Raw genomic sequence first — 18,367 nt, forward strand, 5'->3', positions numbered from 1 at the left:
CTTTCAAGAATCCAAACTTAATAGTTTTCTCGCTTCTGCCGGCGTGGCGATTTCTCTTCCGAAATCCGTAGCATACCGAACCAATCTTTCAACTAACTGCGCATTGCTTGCCGCCAATTTCCCGTAGCTGAAATATACATTATCCTCGAAGCCCGTTCTAATATGCCCGCCCAGAATGATGCCCAGCATATCCATCGTCAACTGCGCCCTGCCGACTGCCGCAACGGACCATGTGCTTTCTGAGGGGATACTTTCAACCAAGTGAAGGAGATTTTTGGTTGAGGCCGGTATTCCCCCTTCTACCCCCAGAACGAACTGAAAATGAAGTGGATGAGCAAGAAGTCCTTCATTCGCGATCTTCAACGCTTGGCTGATCATCCCGAAATCAAAAATTTCGATTTCCGGTTTGATCCGATATTCATTCATTTTCTCTGCCAGCTTACGGACAAACGCGGGGGTGTTGATCATGACGCTGTTTTTCCGGCTCATCGAACCAGGCGTGTAGGTTGCCATTTCCGGTTTGCATACGAGCGGCTTCCATCGATCTTCTTCCTGACCCGATTGTCCCCATCCAGTTGTAGTCAAATTAAGGATAATATCGCACCGTTCCCGGATAAGAGAGACGATTTCCTGATAGACTTCAACGCGCTGGCTTGGCGTCCCGTCATCTTCGCGTGCATGAATATGTGCGATTGAGGCACCGGCAAGCCAACACTCATACGCAGCATCAGCAATCTCCTTTGGCGTTATCGGAAGGTTCGGATTATTTTTCCTTGTTGTAACCCCTCCCGTTATGGCCGCAGTAATCATTAATTTCTCCATCATTTCACCTCTATCTTGATAACTTTTTCGTAATAATCGGCAGGACGTCTTTTGTGTATGCAACCAGCTTGCACTTAGCCATATAATCTTGCGTGCTCAATTTTTGCGTATGCGAATTTGTATCCGCCCGCCGTATGCAAACATAATTGTATTTGGAGACCGAATAGATTTTAAACTTATTCGCCCTGCATCTATTCAAGAAATCGACGTCGCTGTTTTGTCTGAGCTGTTCATTGAATTTGATCTTGTTCCATACTGACCGTCTGAATACGAAGGTTCCTCCTTTGACTCTTCTTTTATACCGATTTTCTCCGCCACCCCTATAGATCATAAGCGCCTCTGTTTCTTCAAAGTAGACATACGCGGAATACTTGCCTACAACGGATGCCTTTGGCTTGTTCTTAAATGCGTCCAAAGCCTCTCTTAAATAACCGGGGCCATAGTAGTTGTCGTCGTCAAATTTGGCAATAATATCGAAGTTCGCTTTTCCGACACCGTAATTCAAGCATTTTCCGATGTTGTGCTCTTCAGCGACCCGGTAAATGTGAACATTTTTATATCGTCTCGCTTTTCTTCTCCACCGGCGGATATTCATATCGTCCCGGTTCAAAATAACAATCAATTCTTTCTTTTTCACTTTCTGATTGTCGAAATTGGCGAAAACATTGTTCATGCACGAATCTCTGATCGTACAGGTTATAATGGAAATCATAGTATTCTCCCTTCTATATAGAATGACTGACTACTTCTTTGTCTGATGTAATTGTTTAATGCTCGAATATAGTCTTTCCGTCCAGTCCAGCGGGTTATAGTACTTGTGAAACGCATGATAGGCATAATCTGCAATTTTCTGCCTTCTCGCTGCGGAAGAGCATAGGTCTCTTAATGCATAGATCCAGCCATTGGTCGAGTGAGCCAAGTGACCGCAATAAGGATCTGCAAGGATATGAAAACAGGACGGGATAAAATCGGATATAACCGGAAGACCCAATTGATGAAATACGAATGCCCTTCCTGCGTTGGATTCATTTTTAAAGCGAAGAGCGTAATCGGTCCGTTTGGCATAAAATTCAGGTGCTTTGAGAAGCTTGATCCCCGGTGTCAGCCCCGGCACGATCCCGATGTCGCAGGATAGCAAGTCGTCTTCTACGCGATCGACATCCCACTTCTTATATTCGATATCGATCTTGGCGGGCCGGCCGACCTTCCATTGGCTTAGCTTATTAAAGTTGGAAATCGCCACTAATTGAATCTTTCGTTCCTGCGATAACGTTTCTAGCGCAGGCGTTATATGGGGATGCAATTCTCTTATGTGATATTTGTTGCCCACATATGCAATGCGTATGGTTGAGTTGTTTTTATGCTTCTTATATTTTGTAAAGGTATTTTCAATACTTGGCATAATAAAAACATGCGGGCAGTACTTCATAAAATGGTCTCTGCCTTCGATGGAGGACTGAATCAGGAAATCGCACAGCTTGATGGTTTCTCTTCTTATTTTTGTATCGTCGATAGGGGCTAACATTCCGATCAAAATATGCTTATAGAGAGTTCTGGCTGCTAGAATATCTCTGGCTTCGGCAAACCGTCCAAATATAACGACATCATAGTTACGATAATCGTTTGTATACTTTACTTCAGCGTCATAGTTCAATTCGCGCATCCATTGTTGGAGGTTAGATACCATTGTCCTTGACCATGCCCGGTCGGTATTAACATCTACCCGAAACAATATTCGCATCTCTCTACCTTCCTCTCTCTTGCCTCACACCTGTTGGTTCAGTATATTCTTCCGTTTCATTCCCTGCGACGGCGCGTATCTATTAGACTGGCGCCAAACCATTTTATAAAAATAGTTTAAATGTTCATTCCTTTATTCTCGTATGGGAATAATATAACTAAATAGCTTTATAACGTAGAGAAGATATCGCCTATTCGATCAAAGGAGGCTCTCGTTTCATGAGTAAGAGCAGCTGCCGTTTTTGCGGAAATCCATTAACGCATTCCTTCGCTGACTTAGGAATGTCCCCGCTGGCCAATTCTTTTCTTTCTTCCGAACAATTAAGAAACATGGAGCGGTTTTACCCTCTGCATGCTTACGTTTGCAGCACATGTTATCCGGTTCAATTAGAAGAATTGGAGGCTCCTGAACATATATTTTCTGATTATGCTTACTTTACGCCGAAATGGCAGCTTACCGTTTTTCCTTGAACGAACATTCTCAAGTGATAGAAATCGCGAGTAATGACGGCTATTTACTGCAGTACTTCTTGAATAAAAATATCCCGTCATTAGGCATCGATCCGGCTGCCAATATTGCTGCCAAAGCTGCTGACTTAAGCCTCAGGGTGCCATAACCATGGAATTTCCCCTTTTTTGATGTGGAGCAGCTGAGCTCCCATGGCGGTTCCTTGCGAATCTTTGTCTGTCATGAGGCAGATAAGACCAAACCAATCATGCCCCGAGTAGGAGAATTGCTGGATATTGAAAAAGAATATGGCTTAGACCGAATGGGAGTCTATTCAAGGTTTCAGGAGCAAGCCATCCGCATAAAGCATGAGCTTCTCTCCCTATTTATTCAAATCAAGCGTGAAGGAAAGACAATTGCGGGCTATGGGGCACCCGCTTATTTTGTTCAGTTGGGGGAAAACAGATGGATGCTAAGCGAATCGGAATCGTAGGAACCGGCTTTATTGCGAGAGGCTTGATTCTCGCTCTGGCCGAACATGCCGATTTGAAAGTAAGCAAAGTATTAACCCGCAGAAAACTTCACGAATGCCCGAATTTCCCGGGACAAGAAAAGTTAACGAACGACGTGGACGATTTGATCGAGCATTCTGACCTGATCGTGGAATGCAGCGGGGATGTCATCCATGGAACCGAGGTCATCCATAAACTATTGACGGCCTCGCTTCCCGTCGTAACCATGAATGCGGAATTCCATGTCACAACCGGCTCTTACTTTGTAAATAAAGGTTTCGTGACGGAAGCCGAAGGCGATCAGCCCGGCTGCCTTGCCATCCTGAAAGAAAATGCAGTGAGCATGGGTTTTAAACCGCTTGTTTATGGTAATGTAAAAGGATTTCTGAATCATACGCCAGAATGGAACGATATGAAATATTGGGCCAAAAAACATGGAATAAGTCTTCGAATGGTTACCGCGTTTACGGATGGAACAAAAATAGAAATCGAGCAAGCTCTCGTTGCAAACGGATTGAATGCCGATATAGCCGAGGTCGGATTATTGGGCATCCCTTCTAACGATATCAATACGGGGGCTCTTGTATTGGCTGACAAAGCAAAAGTGAATGGTTACCCAATCAGCGACTATTTGCTAATTCCCCGTTCCCCCGCAAGCGTATTTATTGTTGCAGAGCATCACGAGAATCAGCGGGAAGCGCTGAAATACTTTAAATTGGGTGACGGCCCCTACTATACGTTAACCTCGAGCTTTCACTTATGCCATCTGGAGATTATCAAAACCATAAGAAGGGTTTTCTCCGGGGGAGGAATTCTGTTGAATAATGGAGTGCTTCCGGCCGTCGGGGTCGCTTCCATAGCCAAGCGCACCCTCAATCCAGGTGACAAAATCGAAGACGGTATCGGAAGCTTTGACGTGCGGGGAAAAGCTTGCCACATACGAAACCATATCGGCCATGTTCCGATCGGTTTATTGAAGAACGCCGTCGTCAAGAGGCGCATTGCTCCTGGACAGCTCATCCATTTTGACGACATCGAAATTCCCGAAAGTCTGGCATTAACGGCATGGATCGAAATCGAAAGAAGCGTTCGCCTTCAGTCAAGGACATGATAAATCGCGATGCTCGAACACAACAAAGCTGCCGACGCTGTTCGTTCAGCAGCTTTGTTCATCAGACCGTCACATGCGTCTTATAGTCGCTGGAATAAGACATAATCGAGCAGTTTTGCAAAAAAGCCAGATTGCTGGTTCTCCATGTATGGTTCTCGGGGTTCGATCTTCGATAACAGAAATTGTATTTATCCGATGAGTACATCTTCACCCCGTTGGCACGGCATTCCCGCAAAAATGCCGTATCCCCGCCTCTTTCTTGATCAGGCCATTTGACGATATTGAAAACATCTTTTTTGATCAGAAGTGTCGGTCCGGCCAGAAAACGGCCGAATTGATTCTCATTTCCGGGAAACCGGATGGTAAGTGCCTTCAGGTTCTCAACATAAGCATAATAGGTGTGTTTACCGACAATGTCGGTATCCGTGTAATTAAATGCGTGCATAGCATCCGTCAAATAGTTGGGTGCATAATAATCATCGTCATCAAATTTGGCAATGTAGTCATGCTTGGCCTTATCGACAGCGAAGTTCATGCATACGCCAAGCGACTTCTCCTCCGGAATTCTATAAACCGATACATTGGGGTACAATTCGGCTTTTTGCTTCCATTCCTTGATATTCAGGCCATCATGATTGAGGATAATGATAAGCTCCTTATTACCCCACTTTTGGTGTTCATAGTTCTCGAAAATATTGTCCATGTTATGTTGTCTGTTCGTGCATGTAATAATCGATACTCCACTGGGCGGAACTTGACTATAATCAATACCGATCTTATTCAGAATCGATTGGAAACGGTGTTTATATAAATGCTTGCTGTTTATTTCCCTAATGCCCAGCAGGCTCAATCGTTGACTAAATTCGGGGTTCTGGAGAAGGAGATGGATATATTGACTGCACTCTTCTTCCGATTGAACAAGTGGAATAATGCCTGCAAACATATTTTCAATGCCCAAGGAATAGGTGCTGATCACATTGGTTCCGGAACCCAGGAGCTCGAATACCCTTCTCGAGAGCATCGTCGGGCTATCCTTCACCGTATTTACGTTAAGAAATAGTTTATAGTTCTTATAGGCCGTCACCATCTCGTTATAATCCAACGAACCGACGATGTAGGGCAGAAATTGTTCCGGATATCGGTACTTTTCAATATTTTGCATGCGATCGAAAATTTGCAGCCCATATGGTATGGCCGGTTTCAGGAGGATCTCCATGTCCTTCACACGCTCTTCGTATTTTTGAAACCAGGAACCGGCAAACGCAACATTGCTTTTGTCGTTCGATGTCTCATTAACGGGATTGTGAATAGCGGGTTGCGAAGCAAACGGCAATACAAATACGCGCATATGATTGAGGTCGCTATAGTACTTTTCAAGACAATTCTCATCCGTTGTAAAGACGGTATCAAATAATTTAGCCGCATCGATAAAAAGATCGTAGTTCACAGGATCCTCTTTATTCCAGAACACGGTTCTGATCTGGTTGCTGCGGCAATATTCCATTAGCTCCCAAATCTTGCTTTCCGGTTTCTCATTCAGGTTCGTCAATTTGCTGGACCACGAATTTTCCGCACCTCTCCAAGCCGATTCCACGAACAAGAAATCAGGCTTCATGCTCTCCATTTGCTCTTTCCATGTGTGAGGCCACAGCTGTTCTAAATGGCATTCGTATTTAAAGCAATCGTAACTAAAGGCGTCCATTATGCAAGCAACTTTTATTTCGGGATGATTTCTTCTGAAAAAAGGCTCATCCGGAATCGACTTCGTCTGCAGTATCTCGCTGTTTTTTCGGGATCTTCGTTTTTTTTCTCTACGGCCCATATACATCTCACTCCGTCTATACATTATTGCTCCGCAAGAAACGAGTTGGTTCAGACTTACTGACCGGCAAGGTGTACGGCGTACTCTAATGGAGCGGTTATAGATTTATCATAGACTGGAAAATTGTAGTATGGATAGGGACGTCTATTCACTTCGAATATCCATATTTTCCCTTTGTTATCGATCCCAAGATCAATACCGATATCGGCTACATGGTAACCGCAACGATCAAAAAAATGGCAGATGTCCATTCCAAGCTGAATAATGGTATTTTTCAGCCGTTTCGCATCATGAATCCCTTTCTTTTGAAGCTCCATCAAGAGACTGTCGATCTCGATCATGATTTCGGCCGGGTCGTATCCCCTGCTGTATGCGATGTGACTCCCATTAAGCGCACGCAGACCGATTAATAGACAGTTTTCCCACTTTCCCGACCCATCCTTTGCCATATTCAATCGTATGCCCGTAAGCTTCTTCTTCCATTTGACTGTTCGTATTCTTTGCTGTACCACATAATTGGCTTTCGATACGTCCGTCCTTATCCAACGCCACAAATCGTTAGCCGTCGCGAATTTTTTTCGATGCGTCTCATGATTCAACGTACACACAACATCGATGCTTTTATCGCTATACTTCGCCCGAACAACCCCGTTAGAGGTGCTTCCAATAACCGGCTTAAGAAAAACGCAGTTATATTTGCCCAAATAATCGTTAATGATTTCTGGGCCGTTAACGAGACATGTATCAGGCAAATGCTTCTCTAATTGCGGTTCCGTATTAAGGACGCACCATTCCTCCCATTTATTGAAGTTTATCGTGTTGAACACTTTAAATCCGATGATCTTCTCAATCTCTCGCGCACTCTCGAGCGGTATTCCGCATCTGGCAAAGATCGTATTAGGATAAGGGAAGACCCCCTTGTTCCATGAATTCTCCATATTGGATTCATCATATCGATATCCTTCCATTTGCCGCGTTTCGGCATTTAAATCTTCAAGCGTAAATAAGACAAATATTGCTTTCTTCTTAACATTCTTACTTAAATGTATCAGCCGGCGCTTCATTTCCCTGAATATTTTGGCGGGTATCCGATCCCTTTGCAGTGCACCGCATATTCCAATGATGGGAATAGGATCCGATTCTTTTATTAATCTCTCCATCATATCACCTCCAATCTTCGGAAATTCTGCGGTAGCTTCTTCCGGAGATTAAACCGCGACATTTAGGTGAGCCGCATTCGCAGACGAATTGTCTGAACAGGATATCTTCCGTTGTTTCGTAATCCATCGTAATATACTCGCCGGCGTCGATCGCTCTGATTGCGATAAAAACTTGCCGATCCATATCAACTCGTGCATTGGGATTGCATGAATGCAAGATCTTCCCCATAAAATAGGGATCTTCAATATATAAGCCGGGTTTCTTCTGCAGCGTAAACAGCGTCTGATAAGGGAGTTCATTACCGGAGAAGCGAAACAAAACCTGTTCGGCTTGAAATCGGATTTTTGACACGACTCCGTCTCCGTATTGGTTATGATGAACAATTTCGAATTTCGCCGCGCTTGGTTCATCTTCGCGATAAGGTATTTCTTCCGGGTAGAACCGGTTATTCGCGAATAACGGTCTGGTATTCGAGACGTCTCGGGGAGAAGGCTTTGTTGATGCTATCCATAACTTGATCTTCTGAATAATCTTTGCAACTAAAGACATCCAGGTACCCCTCTCTGCATGAATCATTCGTATGCAAAGTTATGCTGCTTGTCATAATTAATTGAACGGCCGATAACCCGACCTCATCGCCTTCCCCGAAACGGTAACAATGACACTCGCCGAAAGCAACCATGTCGATATCGTTCACAAGCTGCCCGATCCACTGTTTAACAAATGCAATGCTTAAGATATTGTCGTTGCAATCGACCATGTGCAAAAGGAGGTGCTTTCCGTAGCATAATTTGTTTTCATGTTTAATTCTTTTGTACATACGATCGATCTCCTTGAGGTTCATGTTGGGATGATCCGATTTTTATGCAAGTGATTCCTAAATCCGTTAATTCATTACGTTCTGTAACATTCTTCATATCGAGAACCATCTTCGTGCGCAGCAAATCTTTTATTAGGCTGTAATCGATCGTCCTGAATTGATCGTGGTCGGTCAAAAACACGAGGCAATCGGAATCTCTCGCCGCTTCCTCCAGGGTGGTAACTTTTCCCTCCATAGCTGTTTTAATAAGAGGATCGAATACTTTCACGTTATATCCTTTCATAATTAACGCATTCATAATGACTAAGGAAGGGCTCTCCCGCATATCGTCAATGTTTCCCTTGAAGGCAAGGCCAAGCAATGTAATGACAGGCTGATTGATTTCACGGACTGCTGTTTCGATCATGCGAATGACGCGCTGGGGAGTGGAATCATTAATGGATCGGGCAAGAGTAATGAGCTCCGCTTCGCGGGGCGCTTTTTCGACTAAAAACCATGGATCGACGGCGATACAATGTCCTCCTACGCCGGGTCCAGGGTTATGAACGTGAACCCTTGGATGAGAATTGGCCAATTTAATAGCTTGCCAAATATCGATTCCAATCACTTCTGCGATTCGAGCTAATTCATTGGCGAATGCAATGTTGATGTCACGGTATGAATTTTCGATCAGCTTGACGATTTCAGCCGTCCCGGCATCCGTAATATGAATGTTTCCTTTCACAAAATGTTTATATAGATCTGCAGTTTTCTGCGAGGACAATAAATTGATTCCTCCTACAATCCTGTCATTGGTCACCAGCTCTTCGAATAATTTCCCTGGTAAGACGCGTTCCGGCGAATAAGCGATAAACAGCTCGCTGCCGATCTCGAGCTTCGATCTTTGAAGGGTCGGGATCAGCACATCTTCAACCGTCCTTGGCGGCACCGTTGATTCCAATATGACCAGATCCCCTTTTTTCAAAAAGGGAACAATATTTTCAGCGGCAATTTTCACATATTCCAAATTAGCGGTTTTATCGGGGTTGATCGGGGTCTGAACAGCGATAATAAACACATTCGCTTCTTCCGGTTCAGATGACACGGTAAGAAGCCCGCGATGAATGACATCCGTTACGATTTCCTTTAAGCCCGGCTCATTAATATGTGGATTATTATGGATTAGTGAAGTAACGACTTCTGAATTCACGTCTACTCCGTGCACGCGCAAGCCGTATTTGGCGAACATGACGGCTGTTGGCAATCCGATGTATCCTAGCCCAATCACGCAGATTTTCAAAGCTCTACTCCCCTTATCTAACCGAGTATTAATACGGGTCAGCATTGAAAAAAAGCTTCAGGAATGCTGTGACTTCGCTTTCTTCATGGATCTCAGTATATTCTTCCGTACCGGATACGGCGACGGCACATGTCTAAGTAATCCTATTCGCAACCGATAATAGGATTTATTTAGACATGTGCCGTCCGGCAGCTTATTAAATCATAATGAAATTCCTAAACGATCTATTGCACGTAACGCTTGTAATGTTTGGTTCTGCGAATGATCTTTGACTCTTCCAGCAAAGATTGATTTGGCACACTCCAGGTATGCAGACGTTCCGATCTTCTGAAGCATACATAGTTTTTCTTGTCCGTTGCATAAATTTTATAATGATGTTTTGTGCATTCCCTCAGGAATATCATATCTTCATCCATGTTAAGAGGCGAAAACTTGATTTTTCTGCGTATCTTTTTACGGAATACGAACGTTGACCCTTTTGCTCCCTCGGCCTGGTACAAAAATTTATTTTCCCCGTCGCCATCGAGATGGATCGCAAGTTTTTTTTCTTGTTCAAAGTACATATAAACGGTTCTCTTGCACACTACATCGGCTTTTTTATTTTTTAATGCCTTGACTTGCTGCGAAAGATAGCGGGGAGCATAGTAATCGTCATCGTCTATTTTGGCAACAATATCATATTTGGCTTTATGGATCGCAAAATTCAAGCATTCCCCTAAAGTAGTTTTCTTCGAAAGTCGATAGACGGATACATTCTTTGAACGAGAACTTCGCCGGATCCATTTGGCTCTATCCATCTTATCCTCATTCAGAATGATGATGAGCTCCTTTTTCTTCATCTTCTGCGTGTCATAATTCCGAAATACATTCTCCATCATATTATCTCTTATCGTACAGCAAATGACAGAGATCATGAGCCCCCCTCCTTACTTCAATCATCTGCAATTGCATAAACTATCATTCTCTATCCGGCTTCAAGCCTGACCGAACCTATGTGTTAGTAGTATATGCAGCTGGTTTATATGATTCTTGGACTTCTATTAAGCCTGATAAATAATAGGGCTGCGAGCTAGACCTTTACCTTAATTCCCCAAATCCTATTTTGACTTATGGGGGTAACTCCATTTACATAATCTACATATACTATCCAAGCAGCAAAAAAGGAGTTGGTCGCAGTGAAACGGAAGCGGAGAACGAGCTCGGATATCGTCGAAGAAACGAAGCGAAGCACAATGTTATCCGATAGAGACCTAGAATCGATCCGGCATTGGATTATGAATATGAAAAGGAAGTCAAAAAACAAGCTGCGGTTGAAATATACAGTCATTGGCAGCGGGAAAACCAGAATCGTATACGATCTCGAGAACGGATACGTGGTCAAAGTTGCCCTTTCCAAAAAAGGACTAACCAGCAATCAGAAAGAACTCCATCTCTATAACCGTTGTTCTCGCAGATTGCGAAAGCATCTGTGCCCCGTTATCGAATACGGAAACGGGTGGATTATTATGAAAAAAATCAGTCGAATAGAAAAGCTGACGGAAGAATACGAGAAGAAGCTGCCCCGGTTGAGAAAGAAGTTTTTAAAGGAAGGAATTGAAGCGCGAAGTCTCCGAAGCAAGAACCTGGCCATATCGAGCGATAATCGGATTATCGTCATTGACTACGGCAGCTTCCGGTATGACGACTAATATCTCAGCGCAGGTCTGCAGCTGTAGGAAACCGTGCCATTCTGCAGCAGATGTCCGCTGAAGCTGCCGGTTTCTCTCGTTTTGGAAGGGACAAGCCCGCCACCCGCGATTGCTCGGACCATTGTTGAAACGGCAGTGCTCTCTCAAGATGCCCATACCAAACTATCTACTTCAGAATAGTATAGCAAATATGACTTATTTTCATTCGAGCTTGCGGTACGTCTTACCCGCTTTGGCAGAAAGGATGATAGGCATGTCAAAAACAATCATTGTCGGAATCGAGTTCAATAGCCGCTCCAAGCCCAATAATCATTGGCAGGTAGGTTTGACGCAATCGTGGATCGAATACAGAATGTCGATTTTTATGAAGTATACGCTGCAAAGCCTCAAGAAACAGACCAACCAAAATTTCACGGCCCTAATCCATTATGCGGAAATAAGCGAAAATATTGTACTTCAGACGTTGAACAGGTATGAACCGCTCCCAAGCAACATTCAATTTGTCCCCAATTATCGGCGGTCTATGGAAATTCAAGAAAACATCTCTTTCGGCTGCGACGATTTGTACTTGGTTCGTCTTGATTGCGACGACACCTATCGTAAATCGTTTATCCAGCAGCTGCATGATTATACACCGCAGCCGGATACTTGTGCACTCATCAACCAAGCAGGATACATTTACGACAGCGTGAACCATCGCATAGCGGCTGTAACGACGCCTTCTCCTCCTTTTTATACCTGGATCTTCAAGAGAGACGAGTATTTGGCAGGAAAATATTACCCGTCCCCAAACGGCCATGGAGGGGTCATTATGAATAAGCATGAAATCCTGACCACGGATCGCAAGCGAAATTATATGATTGTGGTGCATGAACGAAATACAGCAAATCAGGAATGGCTGTCCTTCGCTGATTTCGAATCGAACCCGAAGAAAGTGAATGCTGTACTAAAGAAGTTCATATGAGCAGAAGAAAACACCAAAAAAAAGCACCGGTAAAAGCACCGGTGCTTTTTTTGTCGTGAATATCGTTTGATATGTATCAAGCGATAATCCATTCGGTACTCTCAGGACTGGATTGATACCGCAGCACAGCAGTTATCATACTGAATCCGAATCCTCCTGCAACAAACGTTCTGCCATAGCTGCAGGCTTCTCTAATTTTCGTTGTATGAAGGGCCAGTTCTCCTTGGATGCCGTATGAATGACCGTATCATAGACAACGCCTTTGATCGTGAGACCGCCTCGTTCGATTCCCGTACGAATCAATCCGCAGTTATCATGAAATGAGACGACGCTTGCATTGTCAATTACCGTATTGGAATATACGCTGGACAAGCCCAATATATCGAAAGCGACATGAAAAACAAGCCATACGCTGGCAGGTGCAGCAGGAATATTGGGCGAAATGATCCACCTTCCCCAATTCCCTTTATTATCCGCAATATCATAAATCGAAATCGTGCCGACGGCTTTTCCCGATAGCAGCTCGATGCAGAAGTAATAATCTCCCTCTCGCTCGAAGTATTGATCAAGCCATGAACGGTGAACGGAAAACCGGGAATCGACTTCCCCGATATACTTGGACAATTCCGGCGCTCTTCTTAATTGGAATATAAAATCGGCATCGTCCATCGTAACGGGCCTTAATCGAACCCCAAAGCGTTCGACGACTATATTATGGTTCACGATTTCACCTCTATGATCCCCACGATATCATCCAAGCATTGAATATCCGCTACCTCCCGGATTGAAAAGCGAATGTGATATTGCTCCTCAAGGCGGAGAATGAGCTCCATATGCTTCAATGAATCCCAAGCTGCCAGTTCATTCCTTGCCGGATTGTCTATCGATGACAAATCAGCGTTCAGTACCTCCGATAAGATAGACCGAACCTGATTACGCAATTCACTTTTCACTGGATCACCTCAATCTTCGCAGGATGGTTCGTGCACGCCGTCTTAACGCGGCCATACAAGTCAGGCAGGGAGCAGGTCTCAGCTGTATCCGGAACAAAGCGCTTCAACCAGTCCAAGGCAGGAGCATTGCGCTGCCCTTCGGTCCGATCGATGCTCAGCCTTGTGACGCCATGAGCAATCAATTTCTCCAATACCCAAGCAAACGATACCGTCTCGACCTCTCGTCCAAGCGCCCTGCAGCTAAAGAGCGTTTCGGTCAGTTGCGCATTCTCCCCCTCTATCCGGCATACGAATGCGCCGATAATCCCGCTGTCGGCTAACAGATCGGAGAGACGGACCGTAACCGTCAAATAATGCTCGCTATCCATGGCTTCCTTTGCTTCGATTTCCGTCATCCGCCGCAGAGCCACATTGAATTGATTCGTTTTTCGGCTTAAATCATACAATCGTCCGGCATGAGAAGGCTCATTCTCGTACATGCTCACCACCATCTTCAAGCCCTCTAAATAGTCTTCAAAGCTTGCGGCCTCTTGTCTGCTTTGTTCTCTGATTGCATTGGCTTGAATATCGGCTGTCCGTGATGAGGCTTCGCCATCGGGACGAAGCAGATACAGCCCCGGAAAATGACATAATCCGTTCATTGTTTCAATGCCGCTGCGCTTCGCGCGGAACAGGCGGACATCAGGCAGCGCGGCCGCCATCTTGAGCAATTCTGCCGGGTTGTCGTCCAGAAATAAGAAAGCTCCAGGATCGATATTCAGCTGCTGAGCCAATCGGCTTAAGTTTTCCGGTTTGGGCTGCCAGTTGGCGCAAACGGCCGCGAAATCGTTCCACTTCAACGGAAAATCGTCTCTTCCGTCAAATAAAGCTCTCACATCCCGTTCCTCGTTGCGGCTGCAGACCGTAAGCAGCATTCCGGACTGTTTCAGCCGGAGCAGCAGCTTCTGCAAATGGTGATGACCCTCCGTCAGGATTACCCCATCAACGCCTTCTTCTCCTAAGACGCCGTTATAAAGCGTATCGTCCAGATCCAGGGCGATCGCTTTGAGCCGGGGAGCAAACGCAGCGGGAAGGAGATGCACGCCAAGATGGCGGGCGACGATAATCGTGGCCTGATTGGATAACGGATAACTGCTCGCTTCCTCATTTCGTTCATCATAGAACGATTCCGACCCTTGATGCGCCAAACCGACTAGATCAATCAGCTCGCATCCGCTGCTGCCCTCGATAAGCTCCAATAGATAAGCGTTTAATTTGCGGAACCAGCCGCGGTCGCTTGCGCTGGAGCTGAACAGCATGTCTCCGTCCTTCGGTAACTCGGGCCAATTATTCACCCAGATCGGTTTATCCGTGACGCCGCGCAGCTGTCCGATCCGTTCGCCCAGCCAATCGATGACCTCCTGCGCCGACATCGATTTTGAATAGATACGCCAATCCAGCCAGATGATGTAAGCATCTGCCTGATGATTTCCGCCAAGACCGGACAAAGCCGCATCATAATCGGAATAGTCGAAACGGACATCGGCCTTCCATAATTCACAGAAGGGAGGCATCAAATTACCGATAAATTCAAAGGGCATTGTTCGATCGACTCTGATCTTGAACATTTGCTTGTCGGCGATGTTCAGACTTCCGGCAATCCGCGCTCTGGTGGGAAGGGAGCAAAGCAGGGATTCTGCCCGATCAAGATAATTCAACGTTGCGTTCACTCGCCATACCTCCTCCGTGCCCGAGCCCGGTTAATCATGAATGCAATCCGAGCTCCTTGCCCCAGACCTTGATTTTCTCCAAATAACCGTCCAATAAAAAAGCCGGCTTCTGCCCTTCTACCGCCCAGTGAAGCTGCAAATACAAGCTGCGTTCCAATACCCGCTGCAAATATGCCATTTTATATAGCCTGACCGGATCTCCGTCGAACCGGATCCCGTATTTGAGCATCTCTGCGGCATATAAATGCGAGCAGCGATGGATGACCGATTCCTCGTCACTTCGCCAGTCCTTCCGGTAAGCAAAAAACACGCCCATTAAATTAAACATGTCAAACCAGCAAGGAGCGAAGCGGGCGCCTTCCCAATCGATAAATTTAATCGTCCAGTCGGCTTCCCCCACATTGCCGCAGCCCATATTCGGCGTCTGCAGATCATTGTGAATAATGCTTTTCCCTGCTTGAATGAGCTCCGGAAAATAAATCGGCCCTTTCTTTTTTAGTATGCCGCGCAGCAGATCGTAGCTGGATTCCAACCGCTGCTCGATCTCCGGACGCTCCATCGCTATATCCAAGTATGCAAGCGTTTCCTTGTGCGTCTTCTGACGTTCGAGGGACGTTTTTTCCGAATCGTAACGCGGAAGCCAATCTGCGAACAAATCCCAGTGCTTGTAGAAGCCGTCATTATAAGTTTGGGCATGAAGCTTCGCCAAGGAAGGAATAATGCGGTCAAAGTGATCCGGCGTGAAAATAACCTGACCCTTTAATTGAGGGACATACTCCATGAACACCCAGACGTCGTCACCGCTCATTCCTTCTTGAATCAAATAAATGGTAGGCATCACATCCGCCAGAATGCCGCTTGCTTTACGGTACATGTTCAACTCAATCAGATCTTGATCTTCAACCGGGGCCTTGAACATTTTAAGGATGATGGGGGAGGACTGCTGCTTTACTTTTATCTCCAGCTTCCAGATCGTGCTTTTCACCGTTTCTTTCAAGCATTCCATGCTCTGGTCGTTCAATGTGACGGAATCACCAAACTGGGCTGCAAATTTATCGGCCCATTGGAATTCCCGCCACTTCAGACTAATCTCATTCAGAGGCGGATTGTTGGATGCAGCTTGCGCATCCTCGATCCCTTTCTTATATCCGTCTTGCTTCCCCTTATTGAATCCATCTGCGCGGCCCTGCTTATAACCGCCGGGATCGTATGCATTCGCCATATATCCTAATCCTCCACTCAAGATTCCTTCCTTATCATATGATGCAACCCGCAAACGTGACAATAAAATGGGATCAGGGCTCCAGATTTCAGGAACATACTATACGGGCGGCCTTCTCTCACGATCGGTTAGCTGTACGCTCTCCAGCCGGCGGTTCCTCCTGAAACAAGCAATTCTTTTGCTCCGTTTAGGCCTACATTAGCAATAAGGTCCAATATGGATAGATTCGGCACAAACTTCCCTTTGCTTTGCGGGTACTCCGGGCATCGCCAGTCTTGAACGATAACCGAGAGGCTTCGACGCCGGAAATGGTCCAGTTCAACGTACTGTCTGAATCCTTCACCTCCACATACATAATGAGTTCCATTCAGATCATGTACGATCTCTGCCATGCGCTCGGACGCTCTTGAATCGCGAGTCATACCCGTTGAGCTTATTACGCTGCCTTGCCATCCTAGCATTCGCAACATGTCAATCGTAAATTGTTCGCAAAATAGATGAAAGCCCGTATTCATCCGTTGATGAAGATCAATGTAATTAAACACTATCGATCGCACCATTTCAAAATAAGGGCTTCGTGCATAGGCATGGTCAAACGTCTTTTGAAGCTTGGCGATCCAGTCTTCCTGATAGGTAATGGCCGCTTCATTGATTTTGATCCGATTCCCTCCTAAGAGCGGCACAGTCCTGACATGCTTATCTCCGTTGATTTTCAACGAAAAGCGGGTTTGTCCCACCTTCCTGTTAATCTGAACGTCATCGAGCATTACCCACATATCGCTGTTCATAATACGGTTAAAATAGTGAAGCGGCGGAAAAACATTAGGTTGGTATATGCAAATCTTCTTCAACACCTGCTTCACTTCCTTTCCTCCGCAATAACGCTTCTGACTTTGACTTCAAAGCCTTGTTATAGACAACCATGACTTGTTTCATCATGGTATCAAGCGAACAATGAGTCGTTCCCCAAACCTTGGCTCCTTTGCCCAAACGTTCTTGCAAATCCGGGTCTTTCAATAGCACCTTAATCTGCCTGTAAAGCTTCTTGCTGTCGCCTGCGGGAACCAGAAGACCATTCTTTCCGTGTTTCACCATTTCGGTAATCCCTCCAACCCTGGAAGCGATTATCGATTTGCCAGCAGCCTGCGCTTCTACCAACGAATAAGGATAGTTATCCTCGAGGCTCGGGATGACTACAATATGGGCTTGTTTTAGAAGGGCGGGAATGTCGCTGCGCCATCCTAAAAATTGGACCATTCCGCTCAGCCCTAGCCGTTTGGATTGTTTTTTTAAATCTTTTTCTTCGTTCCCGCTTCCCACGATCCAGCAAACCCAATCGATCCGATTCTTTTTCACCCGTGCCAAGGCGTCCAGCAAATAACGCTGTCCCTTATCTTCCGACAGCCGTCCCGTACATATAATGATTGTTTTGTTCGGCGGGCTCTTCAGCCCTGTCTTCTCGTTCATTAGATTCTGAAAGACCGGGACATCGATTCCATTAGGAATGACCTTCATGCTCCCAGTCGGGATCCGGCACTTTTCGTACACGCGCATGAGCCATTTTGAAGGGACGATTGTCCATTTGCTTTGTCGAATGACTTCGGATTCGAAGGAAGATAAGATCCTCCATTCCGAGGAATACTCGGCCGTAACGCAGCTATGCAAAGTCAAAACGAGAGGTGTAGACTGGGGCTTGCAAGACATCAACACACTGGCGGATACAATGTCCTGCGCATGTATGATTTGGTATTGACTCAGATCAACACTTTGAACCGCATTAAAAATCTTTATGGCCTTATCTCGTATTTTCTTTTCATATTTCTGTACCTGTTCTCCCCCCCAGCCTGCCGGCAAGTATGGGATGCCTCTTCTATCGGACTTTTTGCTGTTAAGCGGGTGCTGACGATCCGACCTCGTGATGCAGTATTTATCTTTATGTCTGGCTAATATGTCTACTTGATGCCCGTTCTGTTCAAGCCCTTTCTTCAGCTCTTTGATATACATTCCCACCCCGCCTCTTGGAGGATAGGCACATTTCGTTGCGATCAATACTTTCACAGCGTTCTCCTCCTATCACTTACAATAAAAAACCCGCATTACGCGATGGAATCGGCAT

Annotated in this window: 20 protein-coding genes; 5 read left to right on the top strand and 15 right to left on the bottom strand. The window is 45.5% G+C overall.

What is annotated here, in order from left to right; all coding sequences use genetic code 11:
- Positions 1-3: 3 nt before the first annotated feature.
- The 3 genes from L1F29_RS24835 to L1F29_RS24845 form a co-directional block, all read right to left on the bottom strand.
- On the bottom strand, positions 4-822 hold the full coding sequence (locus L1F29_RS24835; RefSeq protein WP_258384719.1) for a beta-keto acid cleavage family enzyme: 819 nt from the start codon (positions 820-822) through the stop codon (positions 4-6).
- A 10-nt stretch (positions 823-832) separates the two neighbouring features.
- The gene (locus L1F29_RS24840; RefSeq protein WP_258384720.1) at positions 833-1,495 is read right to left on the bottom strand and encodes a glycosyltransferase family 2 protein; all 663 of its coding nucleotides are present in this window, start codon (positions 1,493-1,495) and stop codon (positions 833-835) included.
- 69 nt (positions 1,496-1,564) lie between these two features.
- Positions 1,565-2,563, bottom strand: coding sequence for a hypothetical protein (locus tag L1F29_RS24845; protein ID WP_258384721.1), 999 nt, complete (start codon positions 2,561-2,563; stop codon positions 1,565-1,567).
- A 218-nt stretch (positions 2,564-2,781) separates the two neighbouring features.
- Between L1F29_RS24845 and L1F29_RS24850 the strand changes: the two genes are divergently transcribed.
- The 3 genes from L1F29_RS24850 to L1F29_RS24855 all read left to right on the top strand — a co-directional run bounded on the left by L1F29_RS24850 (position 2,782) and on the right by L1F29_RS24855 (position 4,633).
- Entirely contained in the window at positions 2,782-3,033 is a 252-nt protein-coding gene (locus tag L1F29_RS24850) for a class I SAM-dependent methyltransferase (RefSeq protein ID WP_258384722.1), read from the top strand.
- A 245-nt stretch (positions 3,034-3,278) separates the two neighbouring features.
- Entirely contained in the window at positions 3,279-3,503 is a 225-nt protein-coding gene (locus L1F29_RS34515) for a Rossmann-fold NAD(P)-binding domain-containing protein (RefSeq protein ID WP_373876563.1), read from the top strand.
- The gene (locus L1F29_RS24855) at positions 3,476-4,633 is read left to right on the top strand and encodes an NAD(P)-dependent oxidoreductase (protein ID WP_258384723.1); all 1,158 of its coding nucleotides are present in this window, start codon (positions 3,476-3,478) and stop codon (positions 4,631-4,633) included. Before L1F29_RS34515 ends, L1F29_RS24855 begins: the two co-directional genes overlap by 28 nt.
- A 61-nt stretch (positions 4,634-4,694) precedes the next feature.
- Here the strand turns inward: L1F29_RS24855 and L1F29_RS24860 are convergent, their stop codons facing one another.
- From L1F29_RS24860 to L1F29_RS24885, 6 genes are all read right to left on the bottom strand, one after another.
- Complete coding sequence (locus L1F29_RS24860; protein WP_258384724.1) at positions 4,695-6,248, bottom strand: glycosyltransferase family protein; 1,554 nt, start codon at positions 6,246-6,248, stop codon at positions 4,695-4,697.
- Between the two features lie 263 nt (positions 6,249-6,511).
- A complete protein-coding gene (locus L1F29_RS24865; RefSeq protein WP_258384725.1) occupies positions 6,512-7,393 on the bottom strand; it encodes a YheC/YheD family protein in 882 nt (293 codons plus the stop codon).
- A gap of 226 nt (positions 7,394-7,619) precedes the next feature.
- On the bottom strand, positions 7,620-8,165 hold the full coding sequence (locus L1F29_RS24870; protein ID WP_258384726.1) for an SET domain-containing protein-lysine N-methyltransferase: 546 nt from the start codon (positions 8,163-8,165) through the stop codon (positions 7,620-7,622).
- A complete protein-coding gene (locus L1F29_RS24875; RefSeq protein ID WP_309252336.1) occupies positions 8,062-8,460 on the bottom strand; it encodes an S-adenosylmethionine decarboxylase in 399 nt (132 codons plus the stop codon). Before L1F29_RS24875 ends, L1F29_RS24870 begins: the two co-directional genes overlap by 104 nt.
- On the bottom strand, positions 8,420-9,760 hold the full coding sequence (locus tag L1F29_RS24880) for a nucleotide sugar dehydrogenase (RefSeq protein ID WP_258384727.1): 1,341 nt from the start codon (positions 9,758-9,760) through the stop codon (positions 8,420-8,422). The genes L1F29_RS24875 and L1F29_RS24880 overlap by 41 nt, the downstream gene beginning before the upstream one ends.
- Positions 9,761-9,939: 179 nt before the next feature.
- The gene (locus tag L1F29_RS24885) at positions 9,940-10,629 is read right to left on the bottom strand and encodes a glycosyltransferase family 2 protein (RefSeq protein ID WP_258384728.1); all 690 of its coding nucleotides are present in this window, start codon (positions 10,627-10,629) and stop codon (positions 9,940-9,942) included.
- Between the two features lie 261 nt (positions 10,630-10,890).
- On the opposite strand from L1F29_RS24885, the gene L1F29_RS24890 reads away from it, so the two are divergent.
- Entirely contained in the window at positions 10,891-11,403 is a 513-nt protein-coding gene (locus L1F29_RS24890) for a hypothetical protein (protein WP_258384729.1), read from the top strand.
- A 253-nt stretch (positions 11,404-11,656) separates the two neighbouring features.
- On the top strand, positions 11,657-12,367 hold the full coding sequence (locus L1F29_RS24895) for a glycosyltransferase (protein ID WP_258384730.1): 711 nt from the start codon (positions 11,657-11,659) through the stop codon (positions 12,365-12,367).
- Positions 12,368-12,502: 135 nt separating this feature from the next.
- Here L1F29_RS24895 and L1F29_RS24900 read toward each other — a convergent pair whose 3' ends face one another.
- The 6 genes from L1F29_RS24900 to L1F29_RS34250 form a co-directional block, all read right to left on the bottom strand.
- Positions 12,503-13,090 (bottom strand): GNAT family N-acetyltransferase, encoded by a 588-nt coding sequence (locus tag L1F29_RS24900; protein ID WP_258384731.1) that lies wholly within the window; start codon positions 13,088-13,090, stop codon positions 12,503-12,505.
- Positions 13,087-13,320, bottom strand: a complete 234-nt coding sequence (locus tag L1F29_RS24905) for an acyl carrier protein (protein ID WP_258384732.1) — start codon at positions 13,318-13,320, stop codon at positions 13,087-13,089. The genes L1F29_RS24900 and L1F29_RS24905 overlap by 4 nt, the downstream gene beginning before the upstream one ends.
- Positions 13,317-15,029 carry an HAD-IIIC family phosphatase gene (locus L1F29_RS24910; protein ID WP_258384733.1) on the bottom strand — a complete coding sequence of 571 codons (1,713 nt, stop codon included), beginning with the start codon at positions 15,027-15,029 and terminating at the stop codon, positions 13,317-13,319. Before L1F29_RS24910 ends, L1F29_RS24905 begins: the two co-directional genes overlap by 4 nt.
- 34 nt (positions 15,030-15,063) lie before the next feature.
- Entirely contained in the window at positions 15,064-16,251 is a 1,188-nt protein-coding gene (locus L1F29_RS24915; RefSeq protein ID WP_258384734.1) for a phosphotransferase, read from the bottom strand.
- A gap of 128 nt (positions 16,252-16,379) precedes the next feature.
- Positions 16,380-17,114 (bottom strand): WbqC family protein, encoded by a 735-nt coding sequence (locus L1F29_RS24920; protein WP_258384735.1) that lies wholly within the window; start codon positions 17,112-17,114, stop codon positions 16,380-16,382.
- Positions 17,074-18,255: a glycosyltransferase family 4 protein gene (locus L1F29_RS34250; protein ID WP_309252424.1), complete on the bottom strand. Its 1,182-nt coding sequence runs from the start codon at positions 18,253-18,255 to the stop codon at positions 17,074-17,076. The genes L1F29_RS24920 and L1F29_RS34250 overlap by 41 nt, the downstream gene beginning before the upstream one ends.
- Positions 18,256-18,367: the final 112 nt, after the last annotated feature.

This window comes from Paenibacillus spongiae, assembly GCF_024734895.1.
GTDB classification, from domain to species: Bacteria; Bacillota; Bacilli; order Paenibacillales; family Paenibacillaceae; genus Paenibacillus_Z; species Paenibacillus_Z spongiae.